Annotated in this window: 23 protein-coding genes; 5 read left to right on the top strand and 18 right to left on the bottom strand. The window is 68.1% G+C overall.

Annotated features, from left to right (window positions below):
- The coding region (locus ACFWMR_RS12975) for a hypothetical protein (RefSeq protein ID WP_378378484.1) at nucleotides 1–296 on the top strand (296 nt) is incomplete at its 5' end.
- 16 nt (nucleotides 297–312) lie between these two features.
- Here ACFWMR_RS12975 and ACFWMR_RS12970 read toward each other — a convergent pair.
- From ACFWMR_RS12970 to ACFWMR_RS12930, 9 genes are all read right to left on the bottom strand, one after another.
- Nucleotides 313–1,053 carry an amino acid ABC transporter ATP-binding protein gene (locus ACFWMR_RS12970; protein WP_093932424.1) on the bottom strand — a complete coding sequence of 247 codons (741 nt, stop codon included), beginning with the start codon at nucleotides 1,051–1,053 and terminating at the stop codon, nucleotides 313–315.
- Nucleotides 1,050–1,808, bottom strand: coding sequence for an amino acid ABC transporter permease (locus ACFWMR_RS12965; RefSeq protein WP_093932425.1), 759 nt, complete (start codon nucleotides 1,806–1,808; stop codon nucleotides 1,050–1,052). Before ACFWMR_RS12965 ends, ACFWMR_RS12970 begins: the two co-directional genes overlap by 4 nt.
- Nucleotides 1,809–2,591, bottom strand: coding sequence for an ABC transporter substrate-binding protein (locus ACFWMR_RS12960; protein ID WP_378378483.1), 783 nt, complete (start codon nucleotides 2,589–2,591; stop codon nucleotides 1,809–1,811).
- Between the two features lie 8 nt (nucleotides 2,592–2,599).
- Nucleotides 2,600–3,373: an ABC transporter substrate-binding protein gene (locus tag ACFWMR_RS12955; RefSeq protein ID WP_378378482.1), complete on the bottom strand. Its 774-nt coding sequence runs from the start codon at nucleotides 3,371–3,373 to the stop codon at nucleotides 2,600–2,602.
- A gap of 5 nt (nucleotides 3,374–3,378) precedes the next feature.
- Nucleotides 3,379–4,206 carry a substrate-binding periplasmic protein gene (locus tag ACFWMR_RS12950; RefSeq protein WP_093932428.1) on the bottom strand — a complete coding sequence of 276 codons (828 nt, stop codon included), beginning with the start codon at nucleotides 4,204–4,206 and terminating at the stop codon, nucleotides 3,379–3,381.
- Nucleotides 4,207–4,369: 163 nt separating this feature from the next.
- A complete protein-coding gene (gene purB, locus ACFWMR_RS12945) occupies nucleotides 4,370–5,800 on the bottom strand; it encodes an adenylosuccinate lyase (protein ID WP_378378481.1) in 1,431 nt (476 codons plus the stop codon).
- A gap of 143 nt (nucleotides 5,801–5,943) precedes the next feature.
- Nucleotides 5,944–6,537 (bottom strand): TetR/AcrR family transcriptional regulator, encoded by a 594-nt coding sequence (locus ACFWMR_RS12940; RefSeq protein ID WP_093932430.1) that lies wholly within the window; start codon nucleotides 6,535–6,537, stop codon nucleotides 5,944–5,946.
- Between the two features lie 24 nt (nucleotides 6,538–6,561).
- Complete coding sequence (locus ACFWMR_RS12935) at nucleotides 6,562–7,263, bottom strand: hypothetical protein (RefSeq protein WP_378378480.1); 702 nt, start codon at nucleotides 7,261–7,263, stop codon at nucleotides 6,562–6,564.
- The gene (locus ACFWMR_RS12930) at nucleotides 7,250–7,768 is read right to left on the bottom strand and encodes a SigE family RNA polymerase sigma factor (RefSeq protein ID WP_093932432.1); all 519 of its coding nucleotides are present in this window, start codon (nucleotides 7,766–7,768) and stop codon (nucleotides 7,250–7,252) included. Before ACFWMR_RS12930 ends, ACFWMR_RS12935 begins: the two co-directional genes overlap by 14 nt.
- A 135-nt stretch (nucleotides 7,769–7,903) precedes the next feature.
- On the opposite strand from ACFWMR_RS12930, the gene ACFWMR_RS12925 reads away from it, so the two are divergent.
- The 3 genes from ACFWMR_RS12925 to ACFWMR_RS12915 all read left to right on the top strand — a co-directional run bounded on the left by ACFWMR_RS12925 (nucleotide 7,904) and on the right by ACFWMR_RS12915 (nucleotide 10,436).
- The gene (locus ACFWMR_RS12925) at nucleotides 7,904–8,932 is read left to right on the top strand and encodes a threonine aldolase family protein (RefSeq protein ID WP_378378479.1); all 1,029 of its coding nucleotides are present in this window, start codon (nucleotides 7,904–7,906) and stop codon (nucleotides 8,930–8,932) included.
- Between the two features lie 3 nt (nucleotides 8,933–8,935).
- Nucleotides 8,936–9,526, top strand: coding sequence for an HAD family hydrolase (locus tag ACFWMR_RS12920; RefSeq protein WP_378378478.1), 591 nt, complete (start codon nucleotides 8,936–8,938; stop codon nucleotides 9,524–9,526).
- Between the two features lie 88 nt (nucleotides 9,527–9,614).
- Complete coding sequence (locus tag ACFWMR_RS12915) at nucleotides 9,615–10,436, top strand: SAM-dependent methyltransferase (RefSeq protein ID WP_093932435.1); 822 nt, start codon at nucleotides 9,615–9,617, stop codon at nucleotides 10,434–10,436.
- Here the strand turns inward: ACFWMR_RS12915 and ACFWMR_RS12910 are convergent.
- The 3 genes from ACFWMR_RS12910 to ACFWMR_RS12900 form a co-directional block, all read right to left on the bottom strand.
- A complete protein-coding gene (locus tag ACFWMR_RS12910; protein WP_007032516.1) occupies nucleotides 10,433–10,618 on the bottom strand; it encodes a hypothetical protein in 186 nt (61 codons plus the stop codon). The two genes, ACFWMR_RS12915 and ACFWMR_RS12910, sit on opposite strands and share 4 nt — an antisense overlap.
- A gap of 92 nt (nucleotides 10,619–10,710) precedes the next feature.
- A complete protein-coding gene (locus ACFWMR_RS12905; protein WP_378378477.1) occupies nucleotides 10,711–11,892 on the bottom strand; it encodes a pyridoxal phosphate-dependent aminotransferase in 1,182 nt (393 codons plus the stop codon).
- Nucleotides 11,893–11,901: 9 nt separating this feature from the next.
- On the bottom strand, nucleotides 11,902–12,804 hold the full coding sequence (locus tag ACFWMR_RS12900; RefSeq protein ID WP_378378476.1) for a TetR/AcrR family transcriptional regulator C-terminal domain-containing protein: 903 nt from the start codon (nucleotides 12,802–12,804) through the stop codon (nucleotides 11,902–11,904).
- Between the two features lie 160 nt (nucleotides 12,805–12,964).
- Here ACFWMR_RS12900 and ACFWMR_RS12895 point away from each other — a divergent pair, with 160 nt between their 5' ends.
- The gene (locus tag ACFWMR_RS12895) at nucleotides 12,965–14,149 is read left to right on the top strand and encodes an FAD-dependent monooxygenase (RefSeq protein ID WP_378378475.1); all 1,185 of its coding nucleotides are present in this window, start codon (nucleotides 12,965–12,967) and stop codon (nucleotides 14,147–14,149) included.
- 166 nt (nucleotides 14,150–14,315) lie between these two features.
- Here ACFWMR_RS12895 and ACFWMR_RS12890 read toward each other — a convergent pair whose 3' ends face one another.
- The 6 genes from ACFWMR_RS12890 to ACFWMR_RS12865 all read right to left on the bottom strand — a co-directional run bounded on the left by ACFWMR_RS12890 (nucleotide 14,316) and on the right by ACFWMR_RS12865 (nucleotide 19,405).
- Nucleotides 14,316–15,437 (bottom strand): transglycosylase SLT domain-containing protein, encoded by a 1,122-nt coding sequence (locus tag ACFWMR_RS12890; protein WP_378378474.1) that lies wholly within the window; start codon nucleotides 15,435–15,437, stop codon nucleotides 14,316–14,318.
- 44 nt (nucleotides 15,438–15,481) lie between these two features.
- On the bottom strand, nucleotides 15,482–15,793 hold the full coding sequence (locus tag ACFWMR_RS12885; protein ID WP_026467133.1) for a hypothetical protein: 312 nt from the start codon (nucleotides 15,791–15,793) through the stop codon (nucleotides 15,482–15,484).
- A 177-nt stretch (nucleotides 15,794–15,970) separates the two neighbouring features.
- Entirely contained in the window at nucleotides 15,971–16,741 is a 771-nt protein-coding gene (locus tag ACFWMR_RS12880; protein ID WP_378378473.1) for an ESX secretion-associated protein EspG, read from the bottom strand.
- A gap of 4 nt (nucleotides 16,742–16,745) precedes the next feature.
- The gene (locus ACFWMR_RS12875; RefSeq protein ID WP_378378472.1) at nucleotides 16,746–18,416 is read right to left on the bottom strand and encodes a hypothetical protein; all 1,671 of its coding nucleotides are present in this window, start codon (nucleotides 18,414–18,416) and stop codon (nucleotides 16,746–16,748) included.
- 10 nt (nucleotides 18,417–18,426) lie between these two features.
- Complete coding sequence (locus tag ACFWMR_RS12870) at nucleotides 18,427–19,068, bottom strand: DUF3558 domain-containing protein (RefSeq protein ID WP_378378471.1); 642 nt, start codon at nucleotides 19,066–19,068, stop codon at nucleotides 18,427–18,429.
- On the bottom strand, nucleotides 19,019–19,405 hold the full coding sequence (locus ACFWMR_RS12865) for a type VII secretion target (RefSeq protein ID WP_020632344.1): 387 nt from the start codon (nucleotides 19,403–19,405) through the stop codon (nucleotides 19,019–19,021). Before ACFWMR_RS12865 ends, ACFWMR_RS12870 begins: the two co-directional genes overlap by 50 nt.
- Nucleotides 19,406–19,443 lie beyond the last annotated feature (38 nt).

Genomic DNA, 19,443 nt, shown 5'->3' with positions numbered 1-19,443 from the left:
ACATGAAGGCCCCCTTCCTTGCGCCTGGCGCAAGGAAGGGGGCCTTCATGTACTTCGCAGAGGAAAGCGCGGCGGCGGGGCGAGGCAGGCCACCGGTGAGACGCGGGGCCGCTCATGACCTGTCCGGCGCTGGTGTTGCGAAAGCCACTTTCGCAACCATCAACGTTGTGAAAGTGGCTTTCACAACAGGCCTCGACCTCGGGTGTCGCCACAGGACCAGCAGCGACGTAGCGAAGGCCTCCTTCCCTACCCTGAAGGTAGGTAAGGAGGCCTTCACGGACATCACGCCCGACTGAGCGCGGCAGTCCGGCGTCAGAGCACCTGGGACAGGAAGCGCTGCAGCCGCTCGCTCTTCGGAGCGTCGAAGATCGCCTCCGGAGCGTCATGCTCGACGATCTTCCCGTCGTCCATGAACGCGACCTCGTCGGCGACGCCGCGCGCGAAGCCCATCTCGTGGGTGACCACGAGCAGCGTCAGCCCGCGCTCGGCCAGCCCCGCCATGAGGTTGAGGACACCCTTGACCAGCTCCGGGTCCAGTGCGCTGGTCGCCTCGTCGAACAGCATGACCTCGGGCTCCATCGCGAGCGCCCGCGCGATCGCGACCCGCTGCTGCTGCCCGCCCGAGAGCGCGCTCGGCCGGTACGGCGCCTTGTCGGCGAGGCCGACCTCGGCGAGGCGCGCGTGTGCGATCTCCGCCGCCTCCTCCTTGCCGAGCTTCCGCACGCTGCGCAGCGGCAGCGTGATGTTGTCCAGCACGCTGCGATGCCCGAACAGGTTGAAGTGCTGGAACACCATCCCGACCCGCTGGCGCAGCACGTCCGGGTCGGCGGAGATGACGCTCTCGCCGCCGAGCAGCAGGTCGCCCGAGTCGGGCTCCTGGAGGCGGTTCACGCAGCGCAGCAGCGTCGACTTGCCGGAGCCGGACGGGCCGATGATGCAGGTCGTGCGGCCCTTCTCGACCTTGAGGTTCACGCCCTTGAGCACTTCGAGGGTGCCGAAGGAGACGTGGACGTCGCGAAGTTCGACGCTGGAAGAACGGACAGCGGCGGTCATGACATCGGCACCTTTCCGGCGTTCAGCAGTTCCAGATCGCCGCCGTCGTCCTCGGCCCGGACCTTCTTGCCGGTGCGCAGCTTCTTGTCGATGTAGTTGACCAGATGCGTCAGCGGCACGGTGATCACCAGGTACACCACACCCGCCGCGACCAGTGGCGACAGGTTCCCGGTGTTCGCCGCGAGATCCTGCCCGATGCGGAACAGGTCGCGCTGCTCGGCGAGGAAACCGAGGAAGTACACCAGGCTGGAGTCCTTGACCAGCGCGATGAACTGGTTCACCAGCGCGGGCAGCACCCGCCGCACGCCCTGCGGGATGACGACGAGCGTCATCGCCTTGGTGTAGGTCATGCCCAGCGCGCGGCTGGCCTCCATCTGTCCTTTTTCGACACTCTGGATACCGGCGCGGAAGATCTCGCCGATGTACGCGGCGGCGATGAGGCTCAGCGAGAGGATGCCCAGCGGATACGGGTTCCGCGACAACGACGGGATGAGGATCCCGCCGCCCTGCCCGATCACCAGGATGGTCAGGATCGCGGGCAGGCCGCGGAAGATGTCGGTGTACACCCTGGCGGGCCAGCGCAGCCAAGCCTTGCTGGACAGGCCCATCGTGGCCAGCAGCATGCCGAGCACGGTGCCGATCAGCGCCGAGAACACCGACAGGATCAGCGTGTTCAGCAGGCCGGTCCCGAGCAGGTCCGGGAAGACCTGCCAGATGTACTCCCAGTTCAGGAAGGTGTTGAGGAAGTCGTTCACTTACTTCTGCCCGGCCTTGAACTCCACGGGCACCGGCGCGTTCGGTTCGAACCGCTGGTGCACCTTTTCCCATGTCCCGTCGGCGATGACCGCCTTGAGCCCGGCGTTGATCTTGCCCGCCAGCTCGGTGTTGCCCTTCTTGACCGCGAAACCGTGCGGGATAGTCGTGGTGATCGCCTTGACCACCTTGAGTTTCGCGTCCGGGTTCTTCGCCGCGTAGTCCTCGGCGGTCGCCTGGTCGAAGATCGCGCCGTCGATCGCGCCGGACTTCAGCGCGGAGAGGGTCGCGGCGTCCTGCGGGAACCGCACGGCCTGCGCGGTGGGGGCGTTGGCCGCCAGCCAGCTGTCGGAGACAGTGCCCTGGACGACCCCGATCCGCTTGCCCGCCAAGGAGTTCTCGTCGGTGATGGCGACGCCTTCACGGGTTTCGATGCCGAGCGACTGGTAGTTGTACGGCGCCGAGAAGTCGACGGTCTTGCGGCGTTCGTCGGTCTGCGAGATGCCCGAGCTGCCGATGTCGAACCGGCCGTTGGCGACCTGGCTCAGCAGCGTCGCGAACTCGGTGGAGACGAACTCGAGTTTCAGGTTCTGGTTCGCGGCGATGGCCTTCAGCAGCTCGTTGTCGAACCCGGTGAACACGCCGTTTTCCTGATAGGCGTTGGGTTTCGAGTCGCTGAGGGTGCCGACGCGCAAGGTGGCCGCGCCGGCGTCTTCACCGCCGCCGCACGCCGCCAGCACCGCCAAAAGGGCGGCACTGGCGACGGCGGCGAGTGACTTCTTCATCGTGGTCCTCACGCCTTGAACTGGTCGGGCACCGGAGCCGTCGGCAGGAACTTGTCGTGCAGCTTGACCCAGGTGCCGTCGGCGATGACCTGCTTCAGGCCCTCGTTGATCTTCGTCTGGAGTTCGGTGTTGCCCTTCTTCACCGCGAAGCCGTGGGGCACGTCGGTGGTGAAGGACTTGACGACCTTGAGCTTGGCGTCGGCGCTTTCCTTGACGTTGGACTCGGCGATCGCCTGGTCGAGGATGTAGGCGTCGACGGCGCCGCTCTTCAGCGCGGCCAGCGCCGGGGCATACCCAGGGAAGCGCACGGCCTGCGCGTCGGGCACGGTCGAGGTGAGCCACTTGTCGCCGACGGTCGCCTGGATGACCGCGACCCGCTTGCCGGACAGCGCCTTCTCCTCGGCGATCGGCGAGCCGTCCTTGGTCTGGATGCTCATCACTTCGAAGTTGTACGGGCTGGAGAAGTCGACGTTCTTCTTGCGCTCGTCGGTCTGCGCGATGGCTGAGCTGCCGATGTCGAACTGGTTGTTCGCGACCTGGCCCAGCAGCGACGAGAAGTCCGTCGAAACGAACTCCAGCTTCAGGTTCTGCTTGGCGGCGATGGCCCGCAGCAGTTCGTTGTCGAAGCCGGTGAAGTTGCCGTTCTCGACGTAGATGTTCGGCGGCGCGTCGCTCAGGGTCCCGACGCGCAGGGTCTTCTCGGTGGCGGATTCGCCGCCACCGCAAGCGGCGAGCACGGCGACGAGACCCGCGGCCAGCGTGGCGATCAGGGTTTTCTTCATGACAGTCAGACCCCCGCGTTCTGCACGGGCAGGCCGGGGCCGCCCTGTTCGAGTTCCTTGGGCAGCGGCTCGGTCTTGAAGAACTGAGCGTGCAGGCGGGCGACGGTGCCGTCCGCCACGGCCTTCGCGAGGCCGTCGTTGAGCTTCTTCAGCAGGTCCTTGTTGTCCTTGCGGACGGCGAACGCGGACGGCGTGTCCTTGGTCTCGACCGTGTAGCCGAACTCCAGCGCCAGATCCGGGTTCTGATCGATGTACTTCTGCCCGATGTCCTTCGGCACGACCCAGCCGTCGAGGCTGCCTGCCTTCAGCTGCGCGAAACCGGCGTTGTAGTCGGGGAACCGGACGACGTTGGCGCCGGGCACCTTGCCGCTCGCGAAGTCGTCCTGCACCGACGCCTGCACGACGCCGAGCCGCTTGCCGTTGAAGGCGCCGACGTCCTTGAGGCCCGCGTCCTTCTTGGTGATGATCGAGGTGAACCCGGTGCTGTAGCCGTTGCTGAACGCGACGGTCTTCTTGCGGGCCTCGGTGGTGGAGATCGTGGAGCTGCCGATGTCGAACTTGTTGGTGGCGACGGCGGCCAGCAGCCCGGCGAACTCGGTGCCGACGAACTCGACCTCGAAGCCCTCGCGCTTCGCGATGTCGCGCAGCAGTTCGTTGTCGTAGCCGGTGAAGGTGCCGTTCTCCAGGTAGATGGACGGCGGCGCGTCGGTCAGGGTGCCGACCCGCAGCTTCTGGCCGGTCGTGCTCGCGTCACCGGAGCCACAGGCGGCGAGGGCGAGGGTGGCCGCTCCGGCCGTGACGACGGCGACGATTTTCGACAGCGTGGATCTCATCGCTTCTTCCGTGGGTTTCGGCGCGCAAGGCGCGATACAAACACGCCAGGCCGCCTCATGGGCGGCCTGGCGCTCCGGGTTCAGCGATCGAGATTAGGCATTTCGCCCGATCGAGTAACTTCGTCTCACTCTGTGAACGCCCCGTGGTGGGGCTGCTCACACGTCAGAGAATCGGTGCCGGCGAGTAGCCCGCGGCCTCCGGGAAACGCTCCAGGATCTCCGAGACGCGCGACGCGATCGCGGCCACCTGACGCGGCGCGACACCGGTGAACGAGATCCGGTCGGCGAGGAGTTTGTCCAGCTCACCGCGGTCGAGCGGGATGCGCTCGTCGGCGGCGAGACGGTCGAGGAGGTCGTTCTCCGCCAGCCCCTGCTCCCGCATCGCGAGGGCGACGCCGACGGCGTTCTCCTTGATGGCCTCGTGAGCGGTTTCACGCCCGACACCCGCGCGGACCGAGGCCATGAGCACCTTGGTGGTCGCGAGGAACGGCAGATAGCGATCGAGCTCACGTCCGATGACCGCGGGGAAGGCGCCGAACTCGGCCAGCACCGTGAGGAAGGTCTCCAGCAGGCCGTCGAGCGCGAAGAACGCGTCGGGCAGCGCGACCCGGCGGACGACGGAGTCGGACACGTCGCCTTCGTTCCACTGGTCGCCAGAGAGTTCGCCGACCATCGACAGGTAGCCGCGCAGGACGACGGCGAGCCCGTTGACCCGCTCGCACGAACGGGTGTTCATCTTGTGCGGCATGGCCGACGAGCCGACCTGGCCCGGCTTGAAGCCCTCGGTGACCAGTTCGTGGCCGGCCATCAGGCGGATCGTCTTCGCCAGGCTCGACGGCGCGGCCGCGAGCTGGACCACGGTGGACAGCACGTCGAAGTCGAGCGAGCGCGGGTACACCTGGCCGACGCTGGTGAACACGTTCTCGAATCCGAGGTGGGCCGCGACCCGCGACTCCAGCTCGTCCAAAGTGGACTCGTCGCCGAGCAGGTCGAGCATGTCCTGCGCGGTGCCGACCGGGCCCTTGATGCCGCGCAGCGGGTACCGGCCGATCAGGTTTTCGAGCCGGTCGAAGGCGACCAGCAGTTCGTCGGCGGCGGTGGCGAACCGCTTGCCCAGGGTCGTCGCCTGCGCGGCGACGTTGTGCGAACGGCCGGCCATCACCGTGTCGGCGTGCTCGACCGCGATCGAGGCGAGCCGGGCCAGGACAGCGCCGACGCGGCCGCGCATCAGCTCAAGCGAGCGCAGCACCTGAAGCTGCTCGACGTTCTCGGTGAGGTCACGCGACGTCATGCCCTTGTGGACGTGCTCGTGCCCGGCGAGCGCGTTGAACTCCTCGATCCGGGCCTTCACGTCGTGCCGGGTGACCCGCTCGCGCGCGGCGATCGACTCGAGGTCGACCTGCTCCAGCACGCGCTCGTAGTCGGCGACGACGCCTTCTCCCACCTCGACGCTGAGGTCGGCCTGCGCCCGAAGCACGGCCAGCCAGAGCTCGCGCTCCAGCACGACCTTGCGTTCCGGGGACCAGAGTTCGACCAGCTCAGGCGAGGCGTAGCGGCCGGCGAGCACGTTGGGGATGCGGGGCTTGTCCGTCACGCGGCCAGACTAACCCGCCGCATTTCGTCCTCTAAGTGCGCCTGGACTCGCCTATCCCCGTCGCGTTTCGTCCTCTGAATGCGGTAGTTGGCAAAACGAACTACCGCATTCAGAGGACGAAATGCGTGTGGAAGAGGGTGGAGCTAGGCCAGGGCGGCCTGCAGCATCCGCGCGGCAGCGGCCCGCGGTTCCGGATCGACCTCGATCAGCGCGTTGACCACGGCACCGTCGACCAAGGCGACCAGTCGCTCCAGTTCGGCGGCGTCCACCGGGGTGCCGGAGCGCGCGAAGATCTCGTGGAGCAGTTCGTACAGCTGCGCGGACAGCGTCCGCATCAACGGGCGAAGGTACGGACGGCGACCAGTGCCGACGAGCCGTTCGTAGCGCAGGAGGACCGCTTCGGCGTCGGCCTCGCGATCCGGGCGGAGCGGCCCGAGGAGCATGTCCAGCACCAGGTCGACGGTGGCCTCGACACCGCGGTTGCGGGTCGCCAGCTCTTCGAGGCGGTGCCGTCCGGTCTCCAGTTCCTGGTTCGCGTGGTGCTCGACGGCGGCGGTGACGAGTTCTTCGAGCGAATCGAAGTAGTACGTCGTCGAAGCCAGCGGCAGTCCGGCTCGTTCGGCGACCGCACGGTGCCGCACGGCGTCGAAACCGCCCTCGGCCAGCAGCGACGCGGCGGCCTCGATGAGCTCGGCACGGCGTCGCTCACCCTTCGGCGTGGTCGCGGCGGCGGTCATGACGGGCCATTTTGCCAGGTGCTGTCAGTAGCGGGTCGCGAGCACGCCGACGAAGCCATCGACGTCGGTCTGGGAGAAAGCGGTCTTACCGGAGCCGTCGCCGAGGCTGACCACGATCACCAGGGATCCCTTGGCGGTGGTCCGCCGCGCCTCGGCCGCCCCCGTGGGCATCACCGGGACGGACGAGCCCGCCGGGTAGACGGCGACGGAAACGGCGCCGCCCGGGACCTGGAACCCCGCGGACCTGGCTCCCGTCGAACAGATGTCGCCGGGCGTCGACTTGGCGACATCCACGGGGACCGGGAGCTCGCCAGCGAGGGCGGTGGCGAGCTCCCGGTCCACCTGGTCGCACCCGTAGGTGCCTTCGGCCGACAGCCGGCCGGTCTTCTCTGGCCCGTCGCCCCCCTGCTGAGGCGGCGGGTTCGAGAAGTTCGAGGACTCCCCGTCTTGAGGACGTACCGAGGCGGCTCCGGGTTGCTCCGGTGCCGCGGCTTCGTTGTCGGATTTGGCGGCGGACCCCATCTGGAGCTCGGTTCCGCCGAGCACGCCGAACATGCCCACTCCGGCGAAGACCAAAACCAGCGCACTACAGGCCACCGCGATACCGTTTCGGCGTCGAGCGGTGGCGCGTTTGGAGGCTCGGACGACGTCGGCCGTGTCGAAGGACGGCGACGGCGCGTCGCCGGGGGCGTCACGGAACAACGCCTTCAGGTCATTCTCGTCCATCCCGTGCCACCTCCTCCTTCTCCATGACCTGCCTGAGGTTCGCCAGCCCGCGCGCGGTCTGGCTCTTCACGTTTCCTTCGCTGCAGCCGAGCACCTTCGCCGCCGCGCCGACGTCCAGTCCTTCGAAGAACCGGAGCACCAGCACGGCCCGCTGCTTCGGGGGTACTTCGCGCAGCGCGGCCAGCAGGTCTTCCCTGGTGACGACCTGTTCGCCCAGGTCGAAGCCGTCCTGCGGCGGTTCGGGCAGCTCTTCGGTCTGCCACTCCCGTCGCCACGGCCGCCTCGACTCGTCGATGACCGCCCTGACCAGCGTCTTCCGCACGTAGGCGTCGGTCGCCGCCCGTTCTCTGATCTTCTTCCACCTCCGGTGCAGCGCGACGAACGCCGTCTGCGCGAGGTCGTCCGCGCGATGCCAGTCACCGCAGAGCATGTACGCGGTCCTGCGCACGGAGTCCCGCTTCGCGGCGAAGTACTCCGCGAACTCTTGTTCGTCGCGCTGGTTCACGCGGGTTTTGTCTCCGCTCTTGCCTCGTCGGTGGGTAGGACGGAACCGGGGGCGTCCACGGTTGCATGAGCGGGCGTGGCGGACCAGCCGGGGAGGAGATTCATGGCGGGGCCGTCGATGTGATGTGATCGTACCGTGACCTCGCGCCCTCTCCCGTTGATCGATTTCCGCTCCGACACCGTGACCCGACCGGACGACGTCATGCGCCAGGCCATGGCGAACGCCGAGGTCGGCGACAACGTCCTCGACGGCGACCCGACCATCGGCGCCCTCGAACAGCGCGCCGCGGAGCTCCTCGGCATGCCCGCGGCGCTCTGGACGCCGACCGGCACCATGGCGAACCTGATCGCGCTGTGCCTGCACCTCCAGCGCGGCGACAAGTTCCTCGCGCCGCGCGGCTCGCACGTGCTCACCGACGAACTCGGCTCCGCCGCCTGGCTCGCGGGCGGGATGCCCGAGCCGCTGGAGCACGACGCCGGTCCCGGACGGCCGACGCCGGAAACGCTTTCCGCCGCGATCGGCAACCCGCGCGGGCCGTACTACGCGCTGCGCACCCCGCTGCTGTGCCTGGAGAACACGCACAACTCGGCGGGCGGCGCGATCACCCCGCCGGACGAGCACGCCCAGCTGGTCGCGGTGGCGAAGGAGGCCGGGCTGACCGTGCACCTCGACGGCGCCCGACTCTGGCACGCGGCGGTCGCGCTGGGGCTCCCGCCCGCGGCGCTCACGGTCGGCGTCGACACCGTTTCCGCCTGCTTCTCCAAGGGGCTCGGCGCGCCCGCCGGCTCGGTGGTCGCGGGCAGCCGCGAGTTCGTCGAGAAGGCGCGGCGGATGCGCCAGATGCTCGGCGGCGGCGTCCGCCAGGGCGGCGTGCTGGCCGCGGCCGGTCTGGTCGCGCTGGACCGCATCGGCGACCTGGCCGAGGCCCACGAGAACGCGACCCGGCTCGCGGCGGGATTCGCCGAGCACGGCTGGGAGGTCAACCGGCCCGAGACCAACATCGTGCAGGTCACCGCGCCCGACCTCGAAGGCAGGCTGGCCTGGCTGACCGGTCTCGGGATCCAGACGCTGCCCAGTTCGGGCAAGATCAGGTTCGTGGCGCACCGGGACCTCTCCGCGGCGGACATCGAGGAAACCCTTCAACGCATCAAGACCGGGGGCTGACACGTGAACTGGATCGTCTTCGACTACGGCGACGTCATCAGCAAGCACACCGACGCGCTGCCGACCTTGGCCAAGGCCTTCGGCGCCGAACTCGCCGATTTCGAGCCGCATTACTGGGCCGAACGGGACCGGTACGACTCCGGCGGCTCGGACCTCGAGTACTGGCAGAGCGTCGGCCGCGCGCTGGACGTCCCGGTCGACAAGGCCTTCGCCGACGAACTGACCCGCATCGACGTCACCGGCTGGACGCACCTCGAACCGGACGTGCTCGAACTGCTGGAAGGACTGCACGAGGCGGGCGCGGCGCTCGCGCTGCTCTCCAACGCGTCGTCGACCTTCGGTCGCTGGGTGCGCGAGCAGGAATGGTCGAACCTCTTCCGCGTGAAACTTTTTTCGGGCGACTTGGGCTGCATGAAGCCCGACGAGAAGATCTACCGGATCCTGCTCGCCGAACTCGGCGCCGAACCGGGCGACTGCCTGTTCTTCGACGACCGACAGTCCAATGTGGACGGAGCGCGGGCGGTCGGGATGAAGGCGGAACGCTGGGTCGGCGTGACAACAGCGCAATCCGCCTTCGGCTCTTCGGAGGAATAATTCACCCTTACCGTTCGTCCGCTTACGCGCGGTTAAGCAGATGACCTACGCTGGACTTCGTCCGAACCGATTCATCCGGTAGGTGCCCATGTCAGCGGATCGACGCCCGTTCGTACCGGTCGATTTCGACCGGCCGAGCATCGCGCGGGTCTTCGACGCGCTCATGGGCGGCCAGGACAACTACGAGGCCGACAGGGTGGTGCTGCGCCAGATCCTGGAACTGGCGCCGGAATCACAGGTCATGGCCAAAGAGGTCCGGCACTGGCTGGTCCGGACCGTGCGGTATCTGACCGACCGGGAAGGCATCGACCAGTTCCTCGACCTCGGCTCCGGCTTCCCGACCGTGGACAACACACACCAGGTCGCGCAGCGGTACAACCCCGAGGCGCAGGTCGTCTACGTCGACAACGATCCGGTGGTCCAGGCGCACGGCCGCGCGATCCTCGCGGCGAACGACTTCGCGCACATGCTGGGCACCGACCTCGCCCAGCCGGCCGAGGTCATCGAGGAGCTCACCCACACCCACCGGCTCGACTTCGACCGGCCCGCCGCGCTGATCCTGTGCGCGATCGTGCACCACATCCAGGACCTCGACGAGGCGCGGAAGGTCGTCCGCGCCTACGTCGACGCGCTCGCGCCGGGCTCGTTCGTCGTACTGCTTCACCAGCACAACCCCGCCGACGGCTCCGAAGCGGCCGACGTCGCGACGTCGCTGGAAAAACGCTTCAACGGCACGGGGCTGGACACGCTGTACCGCACGCGTGAGGAGATCGAATCCCTGTTCGAGGGACTCGAACTCATGGAACCCGGGCTGACGTACCCGCATCTGTGGTGGCCGGACGGCCCGCGCTTCACCCCGCTTTCGCCCGTGAACTTCACGTCGCTCGGCGGGGTGGCGCGCAAGCCTTAACGGCGGAGCTGCTTCGGGGTGCCCTTGCCCTTGATGGCGCCATAGGCGGCCGTGCCGAGGAAGACCGCGCCGCCGATGACGGCGATCCAAAAGACGGCCTTCACGAGGAAACCGAGCACGGACCCGAGCACCATGAAGGCCACCCAAGCCAGAATCAGCCCGCCGACGATCTTCCAGAACATGGCATCCTCCGATTGCCTCACCGTGCCCGTGCGGGCCCGGTGAGTCCAGGTTGTCAGGCCGAACCCGCGAGCGCCTTCATTCTGCCCAACGTTCAGGGTGAATTCGGGGTTCCCCCTGACGAGGTGAGCCAGTCGCCGAGCCTGCGGACCCCCTCGTCGATGTCTTCGCGCGAGCCCGCGAAGGAGAATCGGACGAACCTGCCGCCGTCGACGGGGTCGAAGTCGATGCCGGGCGCGATCGCGACGCCGGTCTCGGCGAGAAGCCGCTGACACCAGCTGAGGCTGTCGCTCGTGTACGCCGAGACGTCGGCGTAGGCGTAGAAGGCGCCTTCGGCCGGCGCGAGCTTGTCGATGCCTATGCCCTTGAGGCCGTCGAAGAGCACGTCGCGGTTCTCGCGGTAGCGCTCGACGTGCCCGTCGGCCTCCGCGTACGACTCCTCGGTGAACGCGGCGGTCGCGGCGTGCTGGGAGACCGCGGGCGGGCAGATGGTGAAGTTGCCGGTCAGGACGTCGATCGCGCGGTGCAGCCGCTGGGGCGCGAGCATCCAGCCGAGCCGCCAGCCGGTCATCGCGAAGTACTTGGAGAACGAGCCGAGGACGAGCGCCTCGTCGCCGTACTGCCAGGCGCAGTCGAGCTCGCTGCCGTAGGAGATGCCGTGGTAGATCTCGTCGCTGATCAGCTGCACACCGCGTGACGCGCACCAGCCGCTGATCGCGGCGAGTTCACCCGGCGGCAGGACGGTGCCGGTGGGATTGCTCGGGCTGGCCACGATGAGTCCCTTGATCGGCCCCAGTTCGTCGAGCAGCGCGACGGTCGGCTGGAAGTTCGTTTCGGGACCGGTGGCGAACTCGACGACCTCGCAGCCGAGCACCTTCAGCAGGTTGCGATAGGCCGGGTAGCCGGGGCGTGCCATCGCGACCCGGTCACCCGCCTCGAAGGCGCTGAGGAACGAGAGCAGGAAGCCGCCGGACGAACCGGTCGTCACGATGACGTCCTGCGGGCTCACCTCGACCGGGTACGTGCGGTTGTAGTGCGCCGCGACGGCTTCGCGCAGTTCGGGGATGCCGAGTTGCTCGGTGTAGCCGAGGTTGTGGTCCTTCAGCGCCCGCTGGGCGGCTTCGAGCACCGGCCGCGGCGCCGGCGCGGACGGCTGCCCCGCGAGCAGGGGGACCAGATCGCCATGGCTGCGCTGCCGCGCCTGTGCCGCCGAAAGGACGTCCATGACGTGGAACGGCGGGACGTCGGAGCGCGTGGCGGGACCGGGGAAGGACATGGGGTGAGGCTAACTCGACTTCGCCAGCAGAACCGAGAATCCGTCAAGGAGTCGTTGGAGGCCGAACTCGAAGAGCGTGTCGAGGTCGTAGTCGAACGGGGCACGCGAGACGACACCGGCGAAGTTCGGGAAACGGCCTTCGGAGACCAGGTCCCAGAGGATCGGTTCGTGCACGGCGAGCCAGGCGTCGGCCGAAACCGCCGTCCCGGATTCGCTCTCGGCCTCGGCTTCGAAGTTGAGGGCGATGCCGCGTACGTGGTTGAAGATCGTGATGTGCGCGTACATGATCGTCGACGCCGGGAGGCCGTGACCGTCGAGGGCGCGGGTCGCCCAGTCCGCGTGGCTCAACAGGTTCGGCAGCGGCTGCGGACGGGTGATCGAGAGCGCCTGCGCGAGCCAGGGATGCCGCCGGAACAAGGCCCATTGGGCTCTGGCCATCAGCTCCAGCTGCGCCCGCCAGCCCGCCGGCGGTTCGGGCGGGAAGCGGATCTCACCGAGTGCCGTGTCGGCCATCTCGAGGATCAGTTCTTCCTTCGCGGTGACATGGCGATAGAGCGCCATCGTCGCGACACCGAGGCCGGACGCGACGCGGCGCATCGAGAGCGCGCGGATGCCCTCCGCGTCCGCGATCCGGATCGCGGCCCTCACCACCCGCTCGCGTGACAGCTCCGTCTCGGGCTTCGGCGCGGCCTTCCGGGTGCGGCTCACGACCACCGTGCCCGCGCCGGGTCTGGCGACGACCAGGCCGTCCCGTTTGAGCGTGGCGAGCACCTTCGTCGCGGTCGCCATCGCGACACCCCACTCCGCGATGATCTGCCGCGTCGAGGGGACCTTGTCGCCTTCACGCAGCTCACCGGCGACGATCCGATGGCGGATTTCGGCGGCGATCCGCAGGTAGGGCGGCTCGGCCATGGTCGCCTCCTCGCAGTAGTGCACTTTGCCTGTTTTCAGCTGCCGCACTACCGTAATCGCACTAGTGCGATGAAGTAAAACAGCTCGTTTTGCTGGGTCTCTGCAGTTGCGCTCATACGTTGTACGCAGTGCTTCACAACGACGTACACAGGGAGTTCGGATGCGCAAGGTCCTGATTTCGGGCGCGGGAATCGCCGGTACGACGCTGGCGTACTGGCTGCGTCGGCACAGTTTCGCGCCGACGGTCGTCGAGCGGGCTCCCGCACCCCGGGTCGGCGGGCACGCGATCGACATCCGCGGCACGGCGCTCGGCGTCGTCGACCGGATGGGCGTGCTCGGGCGCCTTCGGGAGCTGAGGACGGACATGCGCGGGATGTCGTTCGTGAACGGCGCGGGCAAGACGCTGGTGAGCGTCACCGACCACACGCTGACCGGCGGTTTGACCGACAGCGACGACGTCGAGATCCTGCGGGACGACCTCACGGAGACGCTGGCGTCGGTCACTCAGGACGGCGTCGAGTACGTCTACGGGGACTGGATCACCGGAATCGCGCAGAGGACCGACGGCGTCCGGGTCACCTTCGCCCGCGGCGAAGCGCGCGACTTCGACTTCGTCATCGGCGCGGACGGGCAGCACTCGGCCGTGCGATCACTGGTTTTCGGGGCGGAGGAACGGTTTTCGCACCACATGGACACCTACCTCGCGGTGTTCACCGTGCCGAACTTCCTCGACCTGGACCGCTGGCAGACCTTCCACATGACACCGGGAAGGCTGGCAGGCTTGTACAGCGCGCGGAACAACACGGAGGCGCGGGGAATGCTCGGCTTCCAGTCGCCGGAACTCGACTTCGACCGGCATGACCTCGATCAGCAACGGAAACTGATCTCCGACCGGTTCCTCGGCCAGGGCTGGGAAGTGCCGCGGCTGCTTCGGGAAATGGGGTCGAGCGAGCTGTACTTCGATTCCATGACCCAGATCCGGATGGACCGGTTCACCGAAGGGCGGGTCGCCTTGGTGGGCGACGCGGGCTACGGCCCTTCGCCGCTTTCGGGGCAGGGCACCAGTTTGGCTCTCGTCGGGGCTTATGTGCTCGCTGGTTCATTGGCTTCTTCGCCGGACCATCGCACCGCTTTTGCCTTGTACGAAAAGGAAATGTTGCCCTTTGTGCGACTGAATCAGGCGCTGGCTTCGCTGAATCAGAAGAAGCAGAGCCGATTCCGGCAGTGGAAGCAGATCCAGTCGATGCGGGCGTTGCCGTATCTGCCGTTCCGGGACCGGATGATGAAGGCGGCCATGCGGCCCCTGACGGAAGCGGCGAACGCGTTGGCGCTGAAGGACTACTGAGTGATCAAAGGCGGAACTCGCGAGTTCCGCCTTTGATCACAGGTGCCGTCTGGGCGCGATCACCATCAGGAGGTGCGCACAACCGTGATCAGGCGGACGACACCCGTGATCGCATGGACGACACTCGTGATCAGGCGGACGACACCCATCGAAGAGGCATGAGGCGTCAGTACCCCTGGTACCCGCCGCCCCCGGCCATGGACTTCAGACCCGGGTGCCCCTCGAATCCGCCGTACCGCGAGAACGTGTACCGAACGCCCGCGATGATGTTGTCGACCGGGTTGTAGATGTCGTCGTGGCCCGGCAGCTTGTGCGCGTTGAAGGTGGGGTCGATGCACTGCATCAGGCCCTTGGACGGCGTCCCCTTGGCCGCGTTGGAGTCCCAGTTGTTGATGGCGTTGGGGTTGCCGCCGGACTCCTTCTCGATGATCGTCCAGATCTTCTGGACGTCCGCTTCGGTCACCGGGATACCCGCGGCCTGCAGGATCTTGATGGCTTCCTGGATCCACTGCTGGACGTTGCCCGGCGGCGTCGTCGACGGCGGACCGCCGCTCGACCCGAGGCCGCCGCCCCCACCACCACCACCGCCGCCGCCCCCTCCACCGCCGCCTCCGGCGTGGAGACCGCCGGTGCGCTTGGGGACGGTGCCGTCCTTGCCGGGCATCGGGACCTTGGAGTAGCCGTCCTGGATGTCCTTCTTCATCAGCGCTTGGGACTTCTGGATCATCTGGTTGGCCTGGTCGAGCAGGCCCTTGACCCGGGTGTCGGCGTCGCTGGCGATCTTGTCGATGTCGGTCTTGGCCTTCTGGATGATCTCGGCGGCCGAGGGGCTCGGCGCCGGCTTGTGATCCTTCTCGGCCTGCGCGGCGGCGGTGTTCGCCGCGTTCTTGTCCGTCTCGGCCTGGGTATTCCGCTTGTTGACCGCTTCTTCGGCGCCCTTGTAGGCGTCAGCGACCTGGGTCTTGATGTTGCCTAGGTCGGTGTGGACGCGGTCGAGGTCGTCGACGACCTTGCCCAACTGGTCTTCGACGTTCTTCCCGGCCTTGGTGATCGATTTGACGTACGCGAAGAATTCGTCCGCGGCGGGCCCGACCCAGACGCCGCCGTTCAACGCTTCGGTCGAGCTCGACAACGCCGCGCTGTGGTCGCCCGCGTTATCGGCGGCGGCCTTGAACTGCTTCGAGGCGTTCTCGATGGCGGCGAGGTTCACCTTGTCGATCTGATCGGCCTTCTTGACCAGTTCGGCCCAGCCTGCCGGCACACCGGCGCCGACGTTGTTCAAACCCACTGCTCAAGCCCCCTTGGTCTGCGGCCCCCAGGCCTGCCGGATCGTCACAGGTCCCCGTGCACCTTCAGGTTGTCCACGTGGACCGCTTCGGTCTCCTTGATCAGCCCTGCCGCCTTTCGCAGCACGAAGGCGGTGGCCTCCATCAGCTGACCGGCCGAATCGAATTCGTTGTGGACGCCCTGCTTGAACTTGCCGACCGCGCCGTGCGCGTCGCCGTGCTCGTCCACTCCGCCGAAGGGGCTTTCCTTCTCGTCATCCATACCGGTGACGCCTTTTTTGGTCTTCTCGAACTCGTCCTTGAGCTTCTCCACCTGACCGGCGGCGATCCCCATCGAATCCGGGTCGTACACAGGCACGGTTCGTCATCCCCTTCGCGGAAAACTCGTATCCGTCCGATCAGACGCGCGGCCGATCAGGACGGTTCCCGCGCATACTTTAAGACCTCGGCCACGGGTGATGTGCGCATCCACGCCAACTTCCACCCCGCCGATATCGACTTCGCGAAACGGCTGAATCGGGGTGAACCTCATTAATCAGAAGTCGGCGACTTCCCGGATCCGGTTCGCCAGCAGCTGGTTGTCCGCCGGGGTGATGGTCGCCCAGTCCCGGCCGTCCCGATTCCGCGCGACCTGGAACAGGTACCGCCCCGCGTCCGTGTCGTAAAAGGCGACGACGTTGTCCGCGCGGCGGGGGCGGCCGTCGCGGCCCGCGCGTTCGACGCCGAACTGGCCGCGGGCCTCCTGACCGAGCAGCATGCCCGCCACTTCCTGGGCCTGCCACAATGGTACGTCCAGGTCTTCCAGGGCGGTGACCAGCGCTTTCGCGTCGCCGCGGGCGGCGGCGTCGGCCCTGACGAGGACGTCGTGCGGGAGGCTGATCGACTGGCCGACACCGGGGCCGAGGTCGCCCGCGACCGAGACGGCGGCTTCGGCGAGGGAGCCTTCGCGGGCCGGGATCAGCCACACCTGGCCGTCGTCGATCACGCCGAGCAGCGCCTGGTTGCCGACGCTGACCGCGTGACCCTTGATCTCGCGGTCGGTCCACACCCAGACGTCGATCGCGAACCGGGGGTGCGCGAACAGGTTCAGCATGTCGACCAGTTCGCCCGACGCCTGGTGCCCCCGCGCGAGACCTCGCGCGCGCAGGGATTCCCAGGCCTCTTCGATCAGCGCCGCCCGCTCCGTGTGGGTCGTTCCGGGGCTCGGCACGTCGAGTGCGACATGGCGCCGGGGCAGCCGTTCGGCTTCCCAGAGCATTTCGAACTCGAGTGCGGACAGCACCAAGCTGCCGTTGTCGTTCGGCACAGGTTCAGCGCGCTTCCCGGTTGCCGTGGTCACCGATGACGTCGGGCGAAACCATGCGCTCGTCGGTGAACAGGTCCTTGTCGTCGACGCCGTAGCGCCTGATGTGCTCCGCGTCCTCTTCGACGTCCTGAGTGGCCGCGCGCTCCATGAACTTCGACTCGGCCTTCGGCTGCTTCGCACCGATCTTCTCCGAGCGCCGCATGGCCTCTTCCTCGGGAAGTTCGCCGATCGGCAGCTGACGCGTCGGCTTGACGACGCCGCCTTCCTGGCGGGGACGGCGGTCGCGTTCCTTGTCGCCGCTCAGCGCGCCACCCGCGACACCGGCGCCGAGCGCGGCGGCACCGGCACCCAGGTCGCCCGCGGCCGGGCCGGTGACCTTCGGGACGGCGGGGAAGCCACGGCCTGATTCGTTGCCAGGGACCATCGGCGCCTGCGGTCCGGAGCCGACCGAGCGGCCCTTTCCGAGCGCCTGGTCGCCGCCACCGGTTCCACCGCCGACGCCGCCACCGAAGACACCGGGGCCCGAGGCGGAGCCGAGGCCCTTGCCCAGTGCGCTTTCGGCACCGGGGCCGGGGCCGAACGACTTGCCCAGCGGCTGCGCCGACGTGGTGCTGTTGCCCGGCGGCAGGCCTCCGGTGGACTGACCCGGCGGCACGTTCGGGGAGTTCGGCGCGCCCGGCGGGACGAACGGCGGGGAGACGGGCGAACCCGTGACCGGGTACGACGGCCTGCCCGGCTCGGGCTGCGGGGCGGGCCGGTTCGGCGTCACCCAGCCGCTGCCCGGCGCGGGTACGGGCCGCGACGTGCCGGACGGCGTGGTCGGCGCGGCGGCCGCGGGAACCGTGGCGCCACCGTGAGACGGCGCCGCGGCGCCGGTCTTCCTGGCCACTCCACCGCCCATGGCGACACCGTAGGCCGGGGTCGGCGCGTCGTAGGACGGCGCCTTCGGGTTGCTGACGGTCTGCACGGGCGGCGGCACGTACTTCGACTCCACGGCGGCCGACGCGGGCCGCACGCTGCCGTCCGGGGTCAGGTCGGTGGCCGTGCCCGCGAGACTCAGCGGACCGGGGCCACCGCCCGCTCCGGCGGCGGTCGTGGTCTGGGTCAGGTTCATCGCCTGCGGATCGGCCAAGGTGTCCGTCGTCAGCAGGTTCTCGCCGCTCGTCTTGGCGTAGTCGTTCAACGCCTCCTGCGCCTGCGCCCGCGCGTTGTTCGCGGCGCCGACGCTCTTGGCGTGGTCGGTCTCGAAGCCGATGAGGCTCAGCACGACGTCGCCGAGGGTCAGCCCGCCCGCGCCCTTCCGGACCACTTCGGGATCCGGGAGCTTGTGCAGCGTCCGGTTGAAGGCCTCACCCTGGGCGAAGATCATCTCCGCGGAGTGCGAGACCTTCGAGTTCGCGTCCTGGGAGAAGCCCGCCTGCTCGGTGAACACCTGGCCGGCGGCGCCGCCTGCCTCGCTCTGCCATTCCACGCCGAGCTTGCCCAGCTCGTCACGCAGCGTCTTGTCGGTGTCGGCGAGCGCGCCCGCGACGGACTTCAGCGCCTCGACGGCGATGCCGATGCTGCCGGTGCCGTCGCCGCTGCGGAAACGCTCGATCTCGGTCGCGATCCCGGTGTCGGTGTAGCCGTCGAACCGAAGATCGCGGAGCCTGCCCGCGAGGTCGGAAACGTTCACGGCGCCCTCCCTAGTTGCGTGCTTTCAAGGTCTGCAAAGCCGAATCGGCCGCCTGCGCGGACATCTCGCACAGCTGCGGCATGGTGAACGCGCCGGCGGTGACGGTGACCGCCCGCACCGCCAGCGTCTGCCCTTTCGCGACACCGACGAGCGTTTCGCAGTCGCTCGGTTTCCCGGCGTCGCGATAGTTCGTGATGGCGGGGAACCCGCCGACCGCCTTCGGTTCCGTCTTCATGCTGTTCTTGCGGCGTTTGCCGGTGAACCACTCTTCGACGTCCGCGGTGACCGTGCGGACGTAGTAGGTGTGGAACGGCTCCGCGGCGTCCGCGTCGAAGACGCAGGTCGGGCCGTCGATCGGTTCGGCGGCCGTGCGCGGCTTACTGTTGATCTTGAGCTGATCGAGCTGCGGCCCGGTGAGCAAGGCGCACGGATCGGCCCCTCGCAAATTCAGCTCCGCTGGCCTGGCCGGCAGCGCGGACGCTTTCGCGCCCTGCGTGGCCGAAGCCAGCGCCGGTTCGTCGGGGAAAGCCTGCCCGCCCGTGTCCGTGGCGCATCCGGCCAGCACGAGGGTGAGCACGCCGCCGGAGACCAGCACACGAGGACTACGCCCGGTGTACACCACGGTCCCCGAACGCGGCGGCCTTGTCCGCATCACTGGTCTTGTACTCCTTGGCCGCCGTGCGGAGCTGGTTGACCAGCCCCCGCAGACCGGCGACGTAAGCCTTGACCTGCGCGGCGTACGACTGGTCGCCGTCGGCCACGAGCTCGTTCCAGACGCTGGTCGAGTGCACGCTCACGGTGTCGTTGGCCGGAGTGTCGATGCGCAGCTGGTCGAGCCTCGTCAACAGCTTGTCCTGAAGCGCGTCGACCTGCTCTTCGACGATCTTCGCCACTTCGAGCAGCTTCGACGGATCCACTCTGATGTCCGCCACCGACGGCGGCGTCGGGACCGCCGACGTGAGGTCCTGGATCTTGCCCGATGCTGCCATTCCCCACCCCTTGGAAAGCTCGAACCGCCCCGTCGAGG

The organism is Amycolatopsis thailandensis (assembly GCF_042723255.1).
Classification (GTDB): domain Bacteria; phylum Actinomycetota; class Actinomycetes; order Mycobacteriales; family Pseudonocardiaceae; genus Amycolatopsis; species Amycolatopsis thailandensis.
The sequence above is the reverse complement of the archived record's forward strand: the minus strand, read 5'-3'. Positions and strand labels throughout refer to the sequence as shown.